The following is a 16084-nucleotide window of genomic DNA, read 5'->3' on the forward strand; positions in this document are numbered from 1 at the left end:
GAAACGGGTACCCCGGTCTCATGGGGAGGAAGCCGTCATGCGTACGTTTCGCGTTGCAACGCTCAACATCTGGAATCGCTTTGGCCCCTGGGAAGAGCGCCTGCCGTTGATTCACGACGGCATCGCGAAACTCGCACCCGATGTGATGGGGATGCAGGAGGTCCTGCGTTATCCAGGATTCGACCAGGCCGCGATGGTGAGCGACGGGCTCGGCTACCACATCGCTTGGGCTCAAGCGGCCGAGAATCACGGCTATCCGGTGGGCAACGCGATCCTCTCGCGTTGGCCCATCCTGCGGAGCGAGACGATTCCGCTCCCGACCGGTGGTTCGAACGAGACGCGATCGATCGGCTACGCGGAGCTCGATTCGCCTTATGGCAAGATCCCGTTCTTCTGCACACACCTCAATTGGAAGTTCCACCACGGTCACGTGCGGCAGCTGCAGGTTCGCGCCTTGGCCGCCGTCATCGCGGAGAGGGCACCGCTCAACGGGTTTCCTCCCATCGTGGTCGGAGACTTCAACGCGGAGACGGATTCCGACGAGATCCGCTTCATGCGCGGCTACACCGGACTCGGCGGCCCCTGCGTCTACTTCGCGGATGCCTTCGGCGTGGCAGGCGACGGGTCTCCGGGGATCACCTTCTCGAAGCGCAACACCTTCGCCGAGCCCCTCCGCGAACCGGACCGCCGCATCGATTACATTTTCGTAAGAGGTCCGGACGACGCCCAGCGCGGCGAGCCGCAAGACGCTCGCGTTTGCTTCGATTCTCCCTCAGGGGACGTCTTCCCGAGCGACCACTTCGGGGTGGTGGCGACGATCACTGCAGGTCGTTGAGTTCGCCCACGAAGTCGGCCCGAGGTCCTGTAGGATGACCGCGTGCAGAGCTTCGGGCGCAAGGCCCTCTCTTCCTTGTCGTTCGTATCGTCGCTTGCGTTATCGGGCGTCGCCGCAGCAGCCATCACGTTCGTGGCAGGCGAGGCTCGAGCGCAGAAGCCTACCTCCCAGACGACCGAGTACTCCCCGTACGAGAAGGAGACCATCCGCCGCGCCTTGAAGGGCACCGGCCTGGAGGTCGACCCTTCGCCCGAGGGCAAGGTCATCGAGCGGATCGATACGACCCGCATCGAGGTCCTCGAGGACCGCGATCCTGGGCCCGAGCTGCTGAAGCCCATCCCGATCCTCTCGCCCGTCGGCAAGTACGTGACGCGCGGGATGCTCAACGCGCTGCACTACACGTCACGCGACTACGTCATCCGTCGCGAGATGCTCCTCAAGGAAGGGGACGAGTACGTCCAGGTCCTCGTCGACGAGACCGCCCGCAACATGCGGACGAACATGCCGCTGCAGGTCTCGGTCGTCATCATCGTCCCGCTGAAGGGAACGGAGCCGGACAAGGTTCGCCTCCTCATCATCACGAAGGACATCTGGAGCCTCCGCCTCTCGTTCGATCTCTCGGTCACGCCCGGCGGTCTCGAACGGCTCCTCATCGTGCCGCAGGAGACGAACCTCCTTGGGCGGCACCACACGCTCCAGACCTCGTTCACCTACCAACCCGAGTCGTACACGCTCGGGGCCGGCTACAAAATCCCGCGGTTCGGCACCTCGTGGATCGGCGCTTCGGCGGGCGGGAGCATCTACATCAATCGCAGAACCTTCACGCCCGAAGGCTCCGGCGCCTCATTTTCGATCGGTCAGCCGCTCTACTCCACGCGAACCGAATGGGCTTGGAATACAGGCGCGTCGTTTCTGAATTACGAGTATCGCCGCTACGTCAACGCGCACGTCGGCCTCTTCGACTCCCTCACCACCCAAGGGTTCGACGCCATTCCCACCGAGTACCGGAGCCGCACGTACAGCGCTTCGGCGTCCGTGACGCGCTCGTTCGGTTGGGCCATCAAGAACAACTTCGCGCTGGCATTCAACGCCGGCAACTCGTCGTACGACCCCGGCGATCTCTCGCAATACAACCCGCGTGCTGCGGCGGACTTCGTGCAAAGATTCGTGCCGCAGGGCGAGACGCGCGTTTATCCGTCGATCTCGTGGGCCACGTATTCCACGAGCTTCCTCCGCACGCTCGACGTCAACACGCTCGCGCTGCAGGAGGACTTCCGCCTCGGTCACGACGTCGGTGCGTCGTTCTATCCGGTCTTCAAGGGCCTGGGCTCCACGCGCAACATCCTCGGCGCGTCCGCGCACGCGGGGTATACGCTGCCGATCGGCGACGGCCTCGTCGGAGCCAACGTGACTTGGTTCTCGGAGTGGAACGAGGGGAACGTGACCGACGCTTCGGTCGGAGCGTCGTTCGGCGCCGTGTCGCCGCGCATCGGCATCGGGCGCGTCGTCATGAATACGTCGTTTCTCAATCGCTATCAGAACTATCTCCGCGCGCGAACGCTCACCGGCGGTGACGACCGCTTGCGTGGATATCCGTCCAATTTCTTCTACGGAAAAGACTCCATCTTCTACAACCTCGAGTTCCGCTCGACGTCGATCTCCGTCGTGTCGTGTCAGCTCGGCGGCGTGGCCTTCTACGACGTTGGCGACGCGGCCGACGGCTTCAGCAACCTGCACGCCAAGCAGTCGCTCGGCGTCGGTATTCGTGCGCTCTTCCCGCAGGTCAACCGCGCCGTCTTCCGTGCGGACCTCGCGTTTCCGATCGAGCGCGGCCCCTTCCCACAGACCGGCGTTCTCACGCGCGTCGACCCCGTCGGCTTCTACTTCTCGTTCAACCAGGCCTTCGGCCCGTAGACGTCGCGTATCCCGTCATTTCTTCGCCATCACCTTTCGCGCGATGGTCGAAGTGCGAAGATGGAATCGCGAGATGGATTTCACAGGAAGCACGGAAGATCGGAAGGGGCCCCGCCTCGCTTGCGTCCTGTAGCCTTACGGTGCTCGTGAATTGCTGCGCAATTCACTCGCGTGGGGGAGTCTCGCACGCGTCCGACCGGCGCCTTCCGACGTTGCGACGTGATCGTGACCAACCACGCTCCAGCAGGGCGAGCGCTCGAACGTTGGGCGCATCGCAGGACGAGAGTCGGTTTCGACGTAGGAAGGCGCTGTCGGTCGCGAGAGACATGACTCCCTCCGCGAGTGAATTCCGAAGGAATTCACGAGCACCACGACGCCCCATGATGGAAGTGAGACGGGGCATCCTTCCGATCTTCTGCCCTTCCTGTGAAATTTCTTCTGCTGGTGACGTACTGCTCGGACTTGGCAGTCTCGCCAGTGAGCCAAGAGAATTCGACAAAAAGCGAAAGGCCAGACGACCTTCATCGCCTGGCCTTTGCTGGCTATTCGGTATTTAGCCTATCGATTCGGGCTCACGCGTGGGCGGCGGGGGAGTCCTTGCGGGACGTTCCACCGAACACGGTGGGCAGCTCCGACGGCTCCTTCTCGAGCGCCGCCTCGATGACCTGCTTCATGTCTTCGACGAGGATGAACTCGAGCTGCTCACGCACCTCTGCCGGAACGTCGTCCAGGTCGCGGGCAACTTTCGCGGGAAGGATGACCCGCTTGATGCCGGCCCGATGCGCGGCCAAGACCTTCGCCTTGATGCCGCCGACGGGGAGCACGCGTCCGCGCAGGGTCGCTTCGCCGGTCATGGCCGTATCGGGCTTGATGCGACGGCCGGTGAAGAGCGACACGAGCGCCGTGAAGATCGTCACACCCGCGCTGGGGCCGTCCTTGGGGACTGCGCCCGCAGGGACGTGGATGTGGACGTCTTGGCCTTCGACGACCTCGGGACGGATGCCGAGCTGGCTCGCGTTGCTTCTCACGTAGGTGAGGGCGGCGCGCGCCGACTCTTTCATGACGTCGCCGAGCTGGCCGGTGATCTCCACCGAGCCGCGACCAGGCATGCGCGAGGTCTCGACGAAGAGGATGGACCCGCCGAAGGGAGTCCAAGCGAGACCGGTGACGACGCCGGCAATCGACGTGCGCTCTGCAACCTCGCTCTCGAACTTCGGCTTGCCGAGGTGTTTGACGAGGTCTTCCGGTCCGATGCTGAGCGGAGTCTCGGACTTCTTGCTTCGTCGCGCGACCTCGAGGGCTGCCGCACGGCAAACCTTCTTGATCTCGCGATCGAGCTGACGAACGCCCGCTTCACGGGTGTAGTCGCGAACGATCCGCTCGATGGCCTCGTCGGTGATGACGAGCTGGTCCTCGGCGATGCCGTGATCCTTCGTGCGCTTGGCGACGAGGTGCTTCCTGGCAATGTGGACCTTCTCGTCCGGGGTGTAGCCCGTCAGCTCGACGATCTCGAGGCGGTCGCGCAGTGGAGCGCTCAGCGTCTCGAGGGTGTTCGCCGTGCAAATGAACATCACCTCCGAAAGGTCGAACGGGAGCTCGAGGTAGTGGTCGGTGAAGGTCCGGTTCTGCTCGGGGTCGAGGACCTCGAGAAGCGCGGCCTCCGGAGAGCCCGCCCAGCCGGCCGTCATCTTGTCGACCTCGTCGAGCAGGACGACCGGGTTCTTCACGCCGGCCTTGCGGAGGGCGTGGAGGATTCGGCCGGGGAGCGCACCGACGTACGTGCGGCGATGGCCTCGGATCTCCGCCTCGTCACGGACGCCGCCGAGGGCGACGCGGACGAACGGACGACCGGTCGCGTCGGCGATCGACTGACCGAGAGACGTCTTGCCGACGCCCGGCGGTCCGACGAAGCAAAGCAGCGTTCCGGTGAGGCGAGGCTCTTCTTTCTTGCCGAGGTCCTTGGCGGACTCTTCGGCGCGATCGTTCGAGAGCTTCAGCACGGCCACGTGCTCGAGGATGCGCTTCTTGATGTCCTCGAGGCCGTAGTGATCCTCGTTCAGCTGCTCGGCGATCTTGTCGAGGTCGATCTTTTCGCTCGCGCGCTTCGACCAAGGCAGATCGGCGATCAGTTCGAGGTAGTTGCGAATGACGTGGGTTTCCGCGCCCTGGCCACCCATGCTCTCGAGCCTGCGAAGCTCACGATCGGCGACCTTGCGGGCGTCGTCAGGCAGGTTCGCCTCGTCGAGGCGCTGGCGGAGGTTTGCGAGCTCGTCGTCGCCGCCGCCTTCACCAAGCTCCTTCTTGATGGCGCGCATCTGCTCACGCAGCACGTGTTCGCGCTGGTTCTTGCCGAGCTCCTTGCGAACCTCGGTTTCGATCTTGGAGCGGACCTCGGCCTGAGCCTTGGCCTCGCCGATCCGCTTCACGAGGAGGCGAATGCGGCTCGGAACGTCGGGCTCACCCAGGATTTCGATCTCCTGCGGGGCGGGAAGATCGAGCAAGGCGGCGATGCGATCGGCGAATCCGCTCGCGTCGGACTCGTCGAGCTCGATCTGGGCGAGGGCGCCACCGGCATCGCGGACGAGGCCTTCGACTTCGAGCTTCAGTGCACGGGCGAGCTCATGCGCCTCGGGCGTATCGCCGTTCGTCTCTTCGAGAAGCGTGACTTCCGCCTTGTAGAAGGGATCGGCCGACGTGAAGCTCTCGAAACGAGCGCGGTCGAGACCTTCGAGCGAGAGCTCGAATTCCCGCTCACCGCGGCGAGCAACGCTCTTCACCCGAGCGTACGTTCCGTAGGGGTGAAGGTCTTCGGAGCCGAGATCGAGCGTGCGCGGATCACGCTGAGAAAAGGTGACGACGATGTCGCCAGGGTAGAGATTACGAAGCAGCGCGACGGAACGCGGCCTGCCGACCGCGAACGTGAGTGTGGCGCCCGGAAAGAGGACGCCGCTACGGAGGGGGAGAACGGCGACCGGAGAAATGGGGGCCGGCACACCGCTGCGAAGGGTGCTCATCGAGTTTGTCTCCTCGGACGGGACGTGTGCCTGCGCCGCTCGGCGAAACCTTTTCGCCACGGCGTTGGGCGGTAAGTCGAAGCTAAGGTCGATCGACGCCTCGTCAAGGACTGTGCCTACTCGCGAGCTCGGCGCAACCGAGCGACGACTCCGAACATCGGATTGGAACGAGGAAGGCCGCTCAGCGTCGAAACGCTGGAGGCAACTCGATCGTGAAGCGTGAGCCGCGTCCGAGCTCGCTTTGGACGCGCAGCGTGCCGCCGAGCTTCTCGACGATGTTCTTGCAGAGCACGAGGCGAAGGCCCGTGCCTGGACTCTGCGGAGAGACGGGCACGAACGGGTCGAAGACGCCCTCCAGCTCCATCTCCGTCAGGCCTTTGCCATTGTCCTCGAACTCGATGCGGACGTTGCCTGCGGGCGTCTTGGCGGTGCGAATGACGACGACGTTCCCCGCGCTCCGAACCTCTTCGAAGGACTGCGCCGCGTTGAGGATGAGGTTGAGAAAAACGCGCGAAAGCCGTGCTTCGTCGGCTGCGACGAAGGGGACTGGCTCGACCTGGAGCTCGATCGGCGGGATCTCGCTCGGCCGTGAGCCCGCCATCGTGATGGCCGATTCGAGAATGGCGCGGACGTCCGAGGGCGCATTCGTCTGCTGGTCGAGCCTCGAGAATGCGCCGAGGTCGCGGACGAGTACACGGATGCGGTCGAGACCCTCGCGGACGTCCTCGAGGGCCTCGCGGACCGGCAGCACGGCCGGCGAGCGAGGATCGTCTTCGAGCTCCGAGAGGACGTAGTCGACGTTCGCGGAGATCGACATCAGCGGATTGTTGATGTCGTGCGTGACGCTGGCGACGAACTGCGCCACCGACGCCAGGCGCTCGGAGACCACCAGCCGCTGTTCGGCGAGGTGACGCTGCGCGGAGACCTCGCGGTAGCACCACACCCGGGCCGAGACCTCGCCGTCGCTCGTGATGACGGGGTACTTGGAGCGCTCGAAGATGCGGCCGTCGAGGAGCTCGACCTCGTCGATGAACACGTGCTCGCGCGCGTCGATGGCCTGGTCGATGCGCTCCTTGAAGCGGCCGGGATGGCGCACCATCGAAATCGAGTGCGCGAGAAGCATCTGCGTGTCGGCTTCGAAGCCCCAGCGTTCCGGGAGCTTCCACATCGTCGCGAAGCGCTGGTTGTAGGAAATGACCTCGCCCGACGCGTTCGTCACCACGAGTCCTTCGGTGACTGTTCCGAGGATCGCACGCACGATCCCCAAGCCGAGGTCCGTGAGACCCTCCGGCGTAGGCCTCCACATGAGGGAGTTAACGACCGGTGGGCGCGGCCGTGTAGGCGGGTCAGTAGCCGCCGACGCGATTTCCCGGCACGACGGTCGACGTCGGGTTCGTGTTCGGGAACATCTGGAGCGCGAGCTCGAGCTGCTGGCGGGTGAACGTTCCGCGCTCGTCGACGCTGTAGTCGTCCTTCTCGAGCTTGAACGTGCGCGTGGCGGTGACGTCGGCCGAGCCCATGACGCGGAACGTGACGACGGGGGAGGTGTACGTCTCGCGCAGGAGCTGGAGCGCCAGGTCCATCGGGACCGTCACCGGAACGCGGACGGTCGTGGTCGCGGAAGAGGCGAGCCAGAGGCCGTCGCCCGTGGGGCGGAAATCGATGGGGAGCGTGTAGCGGTCGGCGATGATGACCTGACCGCGCATGGCGCGGATGGCGACGTCGTACGAGTTCGGGTTGTAGACGTCGACCACGGACGTCATCACGACCCCCACGCTCGGCGGGAAGGCGATGCGCATCCCGCTCACTTCGGCGTGCTTCAGGTGCATCGTCGGCTTGCTCGCACACCCGGTCTGGGTGAGAGCTACAAGGGACACGATCGAAGCTAGGGTGCGGAAGGAGGGGCGGGCCACGAAGGTGGATTCTACCCTAGGCCGGGAAGCGCGGCGATGCCCTCGGTTGCTTTCGGGGCCGACCAAATCTGTTCGAGAATCGTGCTTGCTGGTCTAGCGTGACCGCCGGTCGTGCGGATGAATACACCGGAGAACGAGACCGTCGAACGGTGGGCTTGGGACTACGTCCTCGGGACGTCGCTTGCCCACAAGCTCGACCCCGGCGAGCCGCCTTCGCGCTGGGAAGAATCGCCGCCCGCGCGGCGGCTTTCGGCCCCGGGGCGCCCTTCGGAGTTGCGCGTCGTCGACCGGGCCGAGAAAACGCGCGGTCTCGCCGCACCGCTCGGTCGTGCCCGGGCGATGCACACGTTCCTGCATCACGAGCTGCAGGCGGCGGAGCTCATGGCTTGGGCCCTGCTCGCGTTTCCGGAGACGCCGCTGACCTTTCGTAAAGGTTTGTTGCGCATCCTGCTCGACGAGACGCGTCACATGAGGATGTACGCGGCGCGTATCGAACAGCTCGGCCATCGCATCGGCGAGTTCAACGTGCGCGACTGGTTCTGGCTCCGCGTTCCGGCCTGTCCCGATCCGGCAGCGTTCTGCGCCGTCATGGGGCTCGGTCTCGAGAGCGCGAACCTCGAGCACACGGCCTCGTACGCAGAGCGTTTTCGCGCCGCGGGCGACGAGGAGAGCGCGCGCATCCAGGAGGTCGTCGGTCGCGAAGAGATCGCGCACGCGCGCTTCGGGGCGCGTTGGTTTTCGGAGTTCACCGGCGGCCTGTCGTTCGATTCGTGGCGCCGCGCCTTGCCTCCTCCGCTCTCGCCGCTGCTCATGCGCGGTAGGCCTCTTCAGCGTGACGCGCGGGCGAAAGCAGGGCAGCCCGACCACTTCCTCGACGAGCTCGATGCATGGCAGCCGGTCGACTTGCCTGGGTCCTGAATCTCGACGCAGATCTCGAGCTCGGCGCGCGGGCTCGCTATGCGCCGACGAAGAAGGTGCTCGCGGCGATGCGTCCTCACGTCGAAGCGCTTCGCGGTTCGCTCCTGGGACCGGACGACATGCTGGTCGACGAGACGACGCCACCTGACTCGGCGAAAGCCCGAGTGGGGCGCGCGTTCTGTCCTACGCCGCGCGCGCTCGCGATTTTGCGGCGTGCGGGCGCCGTGCCGGAACCTCACCCCAACGTCGCGGTCTTGCGTGAGGTCAACGGGCGCGCGTTCTGCACGAGCCTCGGGCCCACGCTCGAGGGCGGCGCCTTCGTCACCGACTTGCACGAGGCGGTAAGGAAGCTCGAGGGCGCTCCGCCGTTCGCCGATGCCTGGCGGATCAAGCGCGCCCACGGCATGTCGGGGCGCGGGCAGCGCGTGGTTCGCGCGGGCCAGCTGGCAAACGACGACCTCGTCTTCCTTCGCGCAGGGCTCGCCGAAGCGGGCGTGCAGATCGAGCCGAACGTGACGATCGAGGCGGAGTACGGCCTTCACGGCGTTCTCGCGCAGGACGGCAGCCTCGAGCTCGGGCGCATCGTCCGCCAGATTTGCGATGCGCGGGGCCAATGGACGAAGACCGAGCTCGCCGCGCACGTGCCGTCGTCGATTGTCGCGGCGTTCGAGGACGAAGTGCGGCGGGTAGGAAAGGCTCTCTCCGAGGCCGGGTACTTCGGGCCTTTCGGGGTGGACGGCTTTTCGTACCGCGATGCGCGCGGGGAGACGCTCTTCCAGCCGCGCAGCGAGATCAACGCGCGCTACTCGATGGGGTTCGGGATCGGCTTGCGTGGAGAAGGAAAGGGCTGAGCCGGTTCTCGGTCCGAGGCGTTTCGTGCTCTAGTACGCCTCATCATGTCGCGTCTGCTCTTCAGCATTCCGTCGTACGCGTATCTCGAGCCGGCCATTCTCGCGGCAGGCAACTTCCAGCGGGGCGAAACGGAGCGGAAGTACTTTCCAGACGGCGAACGCTACCTTCGCATCCTGACGGAGCTCTGGGGGCGCGACGTGGTCGTGCTCGGCGGAACGCCCACCGACGTCGATTGGCTCGAAGTGTTCGATCTCGCGAGCGGGATCGCTCGGGCCGGCGCGCGCTCGCTCGCGATCGTCATGCCGTACTTCGGCTACGCAACGATGGAGCGAGCGGTGCGCCCCGGCGAGGTCGTCGTGGCGAAGTCGCGCGCAAGGTTGCTCTCGTCGATCCCCGCGCCGGAAGGTGGCACGCGCGTCTTCCTCTTCGACCTCCACACGGACGGCATCGAGTTTTACTTGGATGACCGCGTCCTGACGCGCCACATCTATGGTGCGCCGCTCGTTACCAAGAAGATCCAGGAGCGCATGGGGGCGACCCCGTTCGTGCTCGGAGCATGCGACGCAGGCCGCGCGAAGTGGGTGCAGAGCCTGGCCCGCGACCTCGGCGTCGAGCCGGCGTTCGTCTACAAGCGGCGCGATCCTGCGAGTGGAAGCACGGCCGTGACGGGGGTGAATGCCGACGTGCGCGGCCGCGAAGTCGTGGTCTACGACGACATGATTCGCACCGGTTCGTCCTTGATTCAGGCCGGAAAGGCCTACCTGGCGGCGGGCGCAACGAAGGTTCACGCGATCGCGAGCCACCTCGTCCTTCCGGGCGACGCTCTCGACAAACTGCATGCGTCGAACGTGTTTGCGTCGATTATGGGAACCGATTCCCATCCGGGGAGTCAGAAGCTTCCGAAGGCCGACATCGTGAGCATTGCCCCGCGCCTCGTCGAATGCATCGACGCCGTAGGGCACTGACCGCGGACGATTCATCTCGAACACGAAGGCGCTGGAATGAAAAACGACATGCTGCGGGGGACGACGCTCGGGTGCCTGACGAGTCTCGCCCTCCTGGCGTGTGGTCGGAACACGGCCCCGAGCGCTGACCTGCCGAAGGCCGCCGTCGATGCGTCGCCGGTCGTGGCTCCGGAGGCGACGGCGGACGCCGCTGCCGCGTGGTCTCCGCCGCTTCCGCCGGGCGCCGCCACGTGTGCGGTGGATGGCGATGCCGGAGCGGCGGGTCTTTCGTGTTTCGAGTTCGTGTCGGCGAGCGACGCGTTCCGCTGGGTGCTCGGCTATGACCCGGCGATCGTCGCCATCGGCGAAGCGCACGCGCAGAAGGGCACCGAAGAGGTGGCCTCGGCGACGAAGCGCTTCACGGATGCGATGCTTCCTGCGCTCGAGGGACGCGCGAGCGATCTCCTCGTCGAGGCATGGGCCGGCGATCCGCGCTGCCAGAAGGAAGTGAAGCAGGTCGCGAGCGCACAGGCGCCCGTTCGTCAGGCGCAGGCCGAGAGCAATCCGAACGAGTACGTGGCGCTCGGCACGCGCGCGAAGGCGATCGGGATCCAGCCTCACTTGCTCCGTCCGAGCTGCGACGATTATGCGGGCCTCGCGGATGCCGGCGCGGACGTCATTTCGGCTTCTCTCGACCTCATCAAGCGATTGACGCAGGCCGACGTAACGGCGCTGTACAAAAGAAATCTCGCGGGTGACGGCAAGCTCGTCGTCACGTACGGCGGCGCCATGCACAACGATCTGTCGCCCTCCGAGAAGCTCGAAGGCTACAGCTTCGGGCCCGAACTGTTCACGCTGTCGGGCGGTCGTTACGTCGAGCTCGACTTGATCCCGCCCGAGTACGTGAAAGAGACGGACGTCTGGCAGAAGCTCCCTTGGTTTTCGGCCTGGCAGGCTCGCAAGGCGAGTCCCGCCACGAGGGACAAAGTGACGCTCTACCGCCTCGCTGCGCCGCTTGGAGGCAAGGATTGCAGGCGCACCGGTTGTGCACCGACGGACCACGCATTCGTACTCGTGTTCGCAGGCGCGAGCGCGGGCGAGGACAAGCAGGGACGCTCGAAGAAGTAACGACGAAGCACGGTCGTTGGACGAAATTGGGGTTGAAAACCTCCCGTCCGATCCGTGAGGCTTCGTATCCATGACGAGTCGAACGTCCGAACGCCCTCTGGGGGCTACCTCCTCCACAGGTGCGCAGGCCTCGAATGAACCGCGCCATGCCGATCCGCGCACGGGAACGCGTCCGCTCATCGAGGACGATCGAACGGGAATGGACGACGCCACGCTGCGGCGCGCGTTCCTCGATCATCTCCAGTACTCCCAGGGTAAGAGCCGTGCGAATTCGACGGACCTCGATCGCTTCTTCGCGCTCGCCTTCACCGTCCGCGATCGTTTGACGTACCGCTGGGCGCAGACCCAGGAGACGTACTCGAAGGTCGATGCCAAACGCATCTACTACCTGTCCGCCGAGTTCTTGCTCGGACGCGCGCTCGCGAACAATCTGCAGGCGCTCGACATCTACGAGCGCTCGAAGGAGCTCCTTCGCGGCGCAGGCCTCGAGCTCTCGGACGTCCTCGAAGACGAGCCGGAGCCGGGGCTCGGCAACGGCGGTCTCGGTCGTCTCGCCGCGTGCTTCCTCGATTCGATGGCCACGCTCGGCTACGCCGGTTATGGCTACGGCATTCGCTACGAGTTCGGCATCTTCGAGCAGGAGATCAAGAACGGCTGGCAGGTCGAGCGCCCCGACGAGTGGCTCCGCTTCGGCAACCCGTGGGAGTACGTCCGCCCCGAATACGCGGTCCCCGTGAACTTCGGCGGTCGCGTCGAGGGAGGCATCGGCGCGAACGGCGAGATCGTCGCCCGCTGGGTCGACACGCAGCAGGTGCTCGGCGTGCCGTTCGACACTCCGATTGCGGGCTTCCGCAACAACACGGTCAACACGCTCCGCCTCTGGCAGGCGCGCGCGGGCAACGAGTTCGACCTCAAGGTCTTCAACGACGGCGACTACGTCCGCGCTGTCGAAGACAAGAACTCGAGCGAGGTCATCTCCAAGGTTCTGTATCCGAACGATCAGAACCAGGCCGGCCGCGACCTGCGCCTCAAGCAGGAGTACTTCTTCGTCGCCTGCGCCATTTCGGACATCGTCCGGCGCTACAAGAAGACCCACAAGACGTTCGACGAGTTCGCCGCCAAGAACGCGATCCAGTTGAACGACACGCACCCGGCGATCGCGGTCGCGGAGCTGATGCGCGTGCTCGTCGACCTTCATCGCATCCCGTGGGACCGCGCGTGGGAGATCACGGTCGCCACGCTCGGCTACACGAACCATACGCTGCTCCAGGAAGCGCTCGAGCGCTGGCCGGTGGCGATGTTCGAGCGTCTTCTGCCGCGCCACTTGCAGATCATCTACGAGATCAACCGTCGCTTCATCCGCAGCGTCATGGCGCGCTTCCCCGGCGACGATGCCCGCGTGCGGCGCATGTCGATCATCGAAGAGGGCAACGAGAAGAAGGTGGCGATGGCCCACCTCGCCGTCGTGGGCTCGCACGCGGTCAATGGCGTCGCCGCGCTGCACAGCGACTTGCTCAAGCGCGATGTGCTTCGTGACTTCGCGGAGATGACTCCGGCGAAGTTCTCCAACAAGACGAACGGCGTCACGCCGCGCCGCTGGCTGTGGAGCTGCAATCCGCGCCTCGGGGCGCTCATCACCGAAGCCATCGGCCCGAACTGGGTGACGAACCTCGACGACCTCCAGAAGCTCGCGCCGCTCGCCAACGACGCGTCGTTCGTCGAGCGCGTCGGGGCGGTGAAGCGCGCGAACAAGGCCGACTTCGCCAACTACGCGGCGAAGACCTGGGGCTTCCGCTTCGATCCGGACTCGATGTACGACGTCCAGATCAAGCGCCTCCACGAGTACAAGCGCCAGCTGCTCAATGCGCTTCACGTCGTCCGCCTCTATCTCGACGCGAAACGTGATCCTTCGGCTCTCGCCGCTCCGCGCACGGTGCTCTTCGGTGCGAAGGCCGCTCCGGGCTATCGCGCGGCGAAGCTCATCATCAAGCTGATCAACGGCATTGCGGAGATCGTCAACGGCGACGTCGACCTCCAAGGCCGCCTTCGCGTGGCGTTCCTGCCGAACTACCGCGTGTCGCTCGCCGAGCGCATCATCCCGGCGGCGGATCTCTCCGAGCAGATCTCGACAGCGGGCAAAGAGGCGTCGGGCACCGGGAACATGAAGCTCTCGATGAACGGCGCGCTCACCATCGGCACGCTCGATGGCGCGAACGTCGAAATTCGCGATGCGGTCGGACCGGAGAACTTCTTCCTGTTCGGCCTCACCACCGAAGAAGTGACCGACCTTCAGCGAACCGGCTACAGCCCGCGCGCCGTCTACGACAAGAACCCGCGTCTCAAGGAGGTCATCGACCTCATTGGCAGCGGCTTCTTCAGTGCCGATGACCCGTCGATGTTCCGTCCGCTGATGGACAATCTGCTCGACCACGACACGTACATGCTCCTCGAGGACTTCGATGCGTACGTGGCCTGTCAGAAGCAGGTGAGCGATGCGTTCCTCGATCCGAGGAAGTGGCACGCGATGGCGGTTCGCAACATCGCGCACATGGGCATGTTCTCTTCGGACCGCACCATTCGCGAATACGCGAAGGAGATCTGGGGGGCCGAGCCGGTGAAGGTCGAGCTGCGTCCTTACGACGACGGCTGAAGCGTTCGCGGTCGGCTCGAGGGACATGCTCCCCGAGCCGACGAGCGCTGCGGTGGCCTCGAGATGGGCCGCGCGCGCGGCGCGCTGAGCGCACGTCTTCGAGTTGGTATCCCGTTTGAATCGGCGAAGGGGATGGCCATTCGGAGAGTGCTCATTGCCGTCGACGAAAGCCCCATTGCGGTCAACGCGGCCAAGGTCGGCGTGGAGCTCGCTCAGTCGCTCGCCGCAGAGCTCGGATTCGTTCACGCCATCGAACGCTGCGAGGGTTACACGCCCGGCTGCCCGAGCGCCGAGCTTCTCGCGACGGCATCCGACGACGCCAAGAAGCTGATTGAACAGCTGGCGTCGAACATGGGGAACATCCGCGCGGTGGTCTCGTTCGTCCCAGTCGGCAAGCCTGCGGAAGAGATCGTCAAGACCGCCGGCGCCTGGCCTGCCGACGTCATCGTCCTCGGCAGCCACGGCCGTTCGGGCCTCAAGCGCGTCCTTCTCGGAAGCGTTGCCGAAGGCGTTCTCCGCCACGCGATGTGCCCCGTCCTGGTCGTGCGCGCGCCCGACTGAGGGACCAAGGTCTTCGGTGTCGGGCTCAGTCGACAGCCTCGTGGTCCGTCTCTGGCTCGCCGCCTCGCGTCGTTCGGTCGCCCGCGGGCAGGAGCTCGTCGAGCAAGAAGAACATCTCCATTTCCGCCGGCGCGACCTCTCCGTCCGACGCAATCGCACGCAAGGCGACCTTGCGAACCAAACCTGCGAGCTCGCTCGGCACGCCGTTCGGGTCGATGTCCTCGGGCTCGGGCGGACGCTTCAACAATCCCGTCACGGCAGGGGCATCCACCTCGAGACCCAGCTCGCGTGCGAGGTCGAGAAAGAAGCTGCGCTCCGAGCTTTCGATGCGATGGTCCGCCCAAAGGAACGAGGCCGCGAAGCGGAGAACGTGGAGGGGAGCGTCGGGAATCGATCGAGGGAGTGACATCGTCTGCATGAGCCGCCCCACTGCAGCGGCCATGCCCTTCGGCGCGCCGCCATTTCGTCAGCGATTTCGTGATCGGCTTCGGTTCCAACCTGGCCGCGCCAGTTTCGACGGTGGCCTGGGCCATGGGACCCATGGCCTTCGCCGGCGCGTCACGCGACGCTCGGCCCACCCTCGACGGACCTTCGCCGCATCGTCGTCGCCCAGCCGCGTCTTAGCTTCTTGGCATGAAGTTCGTAGCGTTCGGGGCGGCGGGCCGTGCGCGAGAGACGGCGCTGCTCGTCTGTCTTGCCGCCGCGTGTGCCTCCACGAGCCTTGGCTGTGGAAAACGCAAGCCGCCGCCCGCCTCCTCGACGGTGATCTCCTCGGCCGCGCTGGAAGACCCGCGCGAGCACGGCTTCGAAGGAGAAGTCGACGTCGTCGTCGAGCGACCTCTCGCGGCCCCCGTGACGGGACACTTCGTCGTCAAAGGGAATCGCGCGCGAGCCGACATCCTCACGGTCAGTCACGCGGTGTACGACCTTGCGGCGCGCCGCGCGCGCTACTTCGACGATGCTCGCTACACCTACTTCGACGGTCCGCTGCCGGACGAGCTCGCGTCGCCGAGCGGTGCGAGTCCGCTCGTCAGCGCAGGCCGCGAAGAGACGCATGCCGGCATCGGGTGTGACGTCTGGCGATCCGTGGCGCCGCGAGGTCCAAGCTTGGAAATTTGCCTGCCGAAGGCCGTCCCGGCGCCGCGCGCGTTCTCGTGCGCCGCGGCGCTGCCGCTGCTCGAAACGGGAGTGCTCGTCCCGTCGTGTCGTTCCGATGTCTCCGGAGCCGGTGAGTCGAAGTTCTCCGTCACGCGGATCGTTCCTCGTCCCGTCCCGAACGAGGTCTTCGCGACGCCACGCGGCTACCGCGAAAAGTCGAGAGTGCGACGCGACGTCGTCGAGTGACCCGAACGAGG

The 16084-nt window shown here is 65.5% G+C and carries 13 protein-coding genes; 9 read left to right on the forward strand and 4 right to left on the reverse strand.

Annotated elements, in window-relative coordinates; genetic code table 11:
• Positions 1-37 precede the first annotated feature (37 nt).
• Both AKJ09_RS35005 and AKJ09_RS35010 read left to right on the forward strand, forming a co-directional pair.
• The gene (locus tag AKJ09_RS35005; RefSeq protein WP_146652191.1) at positions 38-835 is read left to right on the forward strand and encodes an endonuclease/exonuclease/phosphatase family protein; all 798 of its coding nucleotides are present in this window, start codon (positions 38-40) and stop codon (positions 833-835) included.
• A 42-nt stretch (positions 836-877) separates the two neighbouring features.
• The gene (locus AKJ09_RS35010; protein ID WP_146652192.1) at positions 878-2749 is read left to right on the forward strand and encodes a BamA/TamA family outer membrane protein; all 1872 of its coding nucleotides are present in this window, start codon (positions 878-880) and stop codon (positions 2747-2749) included.
• Between the two features lie 572 nt (positions 2750-3321).
• Here the strand turns inward: AKJ09_RS35010 and lon are convergent.
• The 3 genes from lon to AKJ09_RS35025 all read right to left on the reverse strand — a co-directional run bounded on the left by lon (position 3322) and on the right by AKJ09_RS35025 (position 7640).
• Complete coding sequence (gene lon, locus AKJ09_RS35015) at positions 3322-5763, reverse strand: endopeptidase La (protein WP_146652193.1); 2442 nt, start codon at positions 5761-5763, stop codon at positions 3322-3324.
• A gap of 181 nt (positions 5764-5944) precedes the next feature.
• Positions 5945-7069 (reverse strand): sensor histidine kinase, encoded by a 1125-nt coding sequence (locus tag AKJ09_RS35020; RefSeq protein WP_146652194.1) that lies wholly within the window; start codon positions 7067-7069, stop codon positions 5945-5947.
• Between the two features lie 40 nt (positions 7070-7109).
• The gene (locus AKJ09_RS35025) at positions 7110-7640 is read right to left on the reverse strand and encodes an LEA type 2 family protein (protein ID WP_146652195.1); all 531 of its coding nucleotides are present in this window, start codon (positions 7638-7640) and stop codon (positions 7110-7112) included.
• Between the two features lie 153 nt (positions 7641-7793).
• On the opposite strand from AKJ09_RS35025, the gene AKJ09_RS35030 reads away from it, so the two are divergent.
• The 6 genes from AKJ09_RS35030 (at position 7794) to AKJ09_RS35055 (ending at position 14729) form a co-directional block, all read left to right on the forward strand.
• On the forward strand, positions 7794-8594 hold the full coding sequence (locus tag AKJ09_RS35030; RefSeq protein WP_146652196.1) for a ferritin-like domain-containing protein: 801 nt from the start codon (positions 7794-7796) through the stop codon (positions 8592-8594).
• Positions 8564-9445, forward strand: a complete 882-nt coding sequence (locus AKJ09_RS35035) for an ATP-grasp domain-containing protein (protein ID WP_146652197.1) — start codon at positions 8564-8566, stop codon at positions 9443-9445. The genes AKJ09_RS35030 and AKJ09_RS35035 overlap by 31 nt, the downstream gene beginning before the upstream one ends.
• 45 nt (positions 9446-9490) lie before the next feature.
• On the forward strand, positions 9491-10411 hold the full coding sequence (prs, locus tag AKJ09_RS35040; protein ID WP_146652198.1) for a ribose-phosphate diphosphokinase: 921 nt from the start codon (positions 9491-9493) through the stop codon (positions 10409-10411).
• Positions 10412-10447: 36 nt separating this feature from the next.
• Positions 10448-11518 (forward strand): hypothetical protein, encoded by a 1071-nt coding sequence (locus AKJ09_RS35045; protein ID WP_146652199.1) that lies wholly within the window; start codon positions 10448-10450, stop codon positions 11516-11518.
• A 70-nt stretch (positions 11519-11588) separates the two neighbouring features.
• The gene (locus AKJ09_RS35050) at positions 11589-14168 is read left to right on the forward strand and encodes a glycogen/starch/alpha-glucan phosphorylase (protein WP_146652200.1); all 2580 of its coding nucleotides are present in this window, start codon (positions 11589-11591) and stop codon (positions 14166-14168) included.
• A gap of 132 nt (positions 14169-14300) precedes the next feature.
• Positions 14301-14729: a universal stress protein gene (locus AKJ09_RS35055; RefSeq protein WP_169928119.1), complete on the forward strand. Its 429-nt coding sequence runs from the start codon at positions 14301-14303 to the stop codon at positions 14727-14729.
• Positions 14730-14754: 25 nt separating this feature from the next.
• Here the strand turns inward: AKJ09_RS35055 and AKJ09_RS35060 are convergent, their stop codons facing one another.
• Positions 14755-15147 carry a hypothetical protein gene (locus tag AKJ09_RS35060; RefSeq protein ID WP_146652202.1) on the reverse strand — a complete coding sequence of 131 codons (393 nt, stop codon included), beginning with the start codon at positions 15145-15147 and terminating at the stop codon, positions 14755-14757.
• A gap of 215 nt (positions 15148-15362) precedes the next feature.
• Between AKJ09_RS35060 and AKJ09_RS53520 the strand changes: the two genes are divergently transcribed.
• Entirely contained in the window at positions 15363-16073 is a 711-nt protein-coding gene (locus AKJ09_RS53520; protein WP_169928121.1) for a hypothetical protein, read from the forward strand.
• Positions 16074-16084: the final 11 nt, after the last annotated feature.

Origin of the sequence: Labilithrix luteola, from assembly GCF_001263205.1 — a bacterium.
Classification (GTDB): Bacteria; Myxococcota_A; Polyangia; order Polyangiales; family Polyangiaceae; genus Labilithrix; species Labilithrix luteola.

Coding starts and splice junctions, on each gene's coding strand:
- AKJ09_RS35005 (WP_146652191.1), top strand. CDS start 38: ATGCGTACGTTTCGCGTTGCAACGCTCAACATCTGGAATCGCTTTGGC.
- AKJ09_RS35020 (WP_146652194.1), bottom strand. CDS start 7,069: ATGTGGAGGCCTACGCCGGAGGGTCTCACGGACCTCGGCTTGGGGATC.
- AKJ09_RS35035 (WP_146652197.1), top strand. CDS start 8,564: ATGGCAGCCGGTCGACTTGCCTGGGTCCTGAATCTCGACGCAGATCTC.
- AKJ09_RS35045 (WP_146652199.1), top strand. CDS start 10,448: ATGAAAAACGACATGCTGCGGGGGACGACGCTCGGGTGCCTGACGAGT.
- AKJ09_RS35030 (WP_146652196.1), top strand. CDS start 7,794: ATGAATACACCGGAGAACGAGACCGTCGAACGGTGGGCTTGGGACTAC.
- AKJ09_RS53520 (WP_169928121.1), top strand. CDS start 15,363: ATGAAGTTCGTAGCGTTCGGGGCGGCGGGCCGTGCGCGAGAGACGGCG.
- AKJ09_RS35055 (WP_169928119.1), top strand. CDS start 14,301: ATGGCCATTCGGAGAGTGCTCATTGCCGTCGACGAAAGCCCCATTGCG.
- AKJ09_RS35060 (WP_146652202.1), bottom strand. CDS start 15,147: ATGCAGACGATGTCACTCCCTCGATCGATTCCCGACGCTCCCCTCCAC.
- AKJ09_RS35050 (WP_146652200.1), top strand. CDS start 11,589: ATGACGAGTCGAACGTCCGAACGCCCTCTGGGGGCTACCTCCTCCACA.
- prs (WP_146652198.1), top strand. CDS start 9,491: ATGTCGCGTCTGCTCTTCAGCATTCCGTCGTACGCGTATCTCGAGCCG.
- lon (WP_146652193.1), bottom strand. CDS start 5,763: ATGAGCACCCTTCGCAGCGGTGTGCCGGCCCCCATTTCTCCGGTCGCC.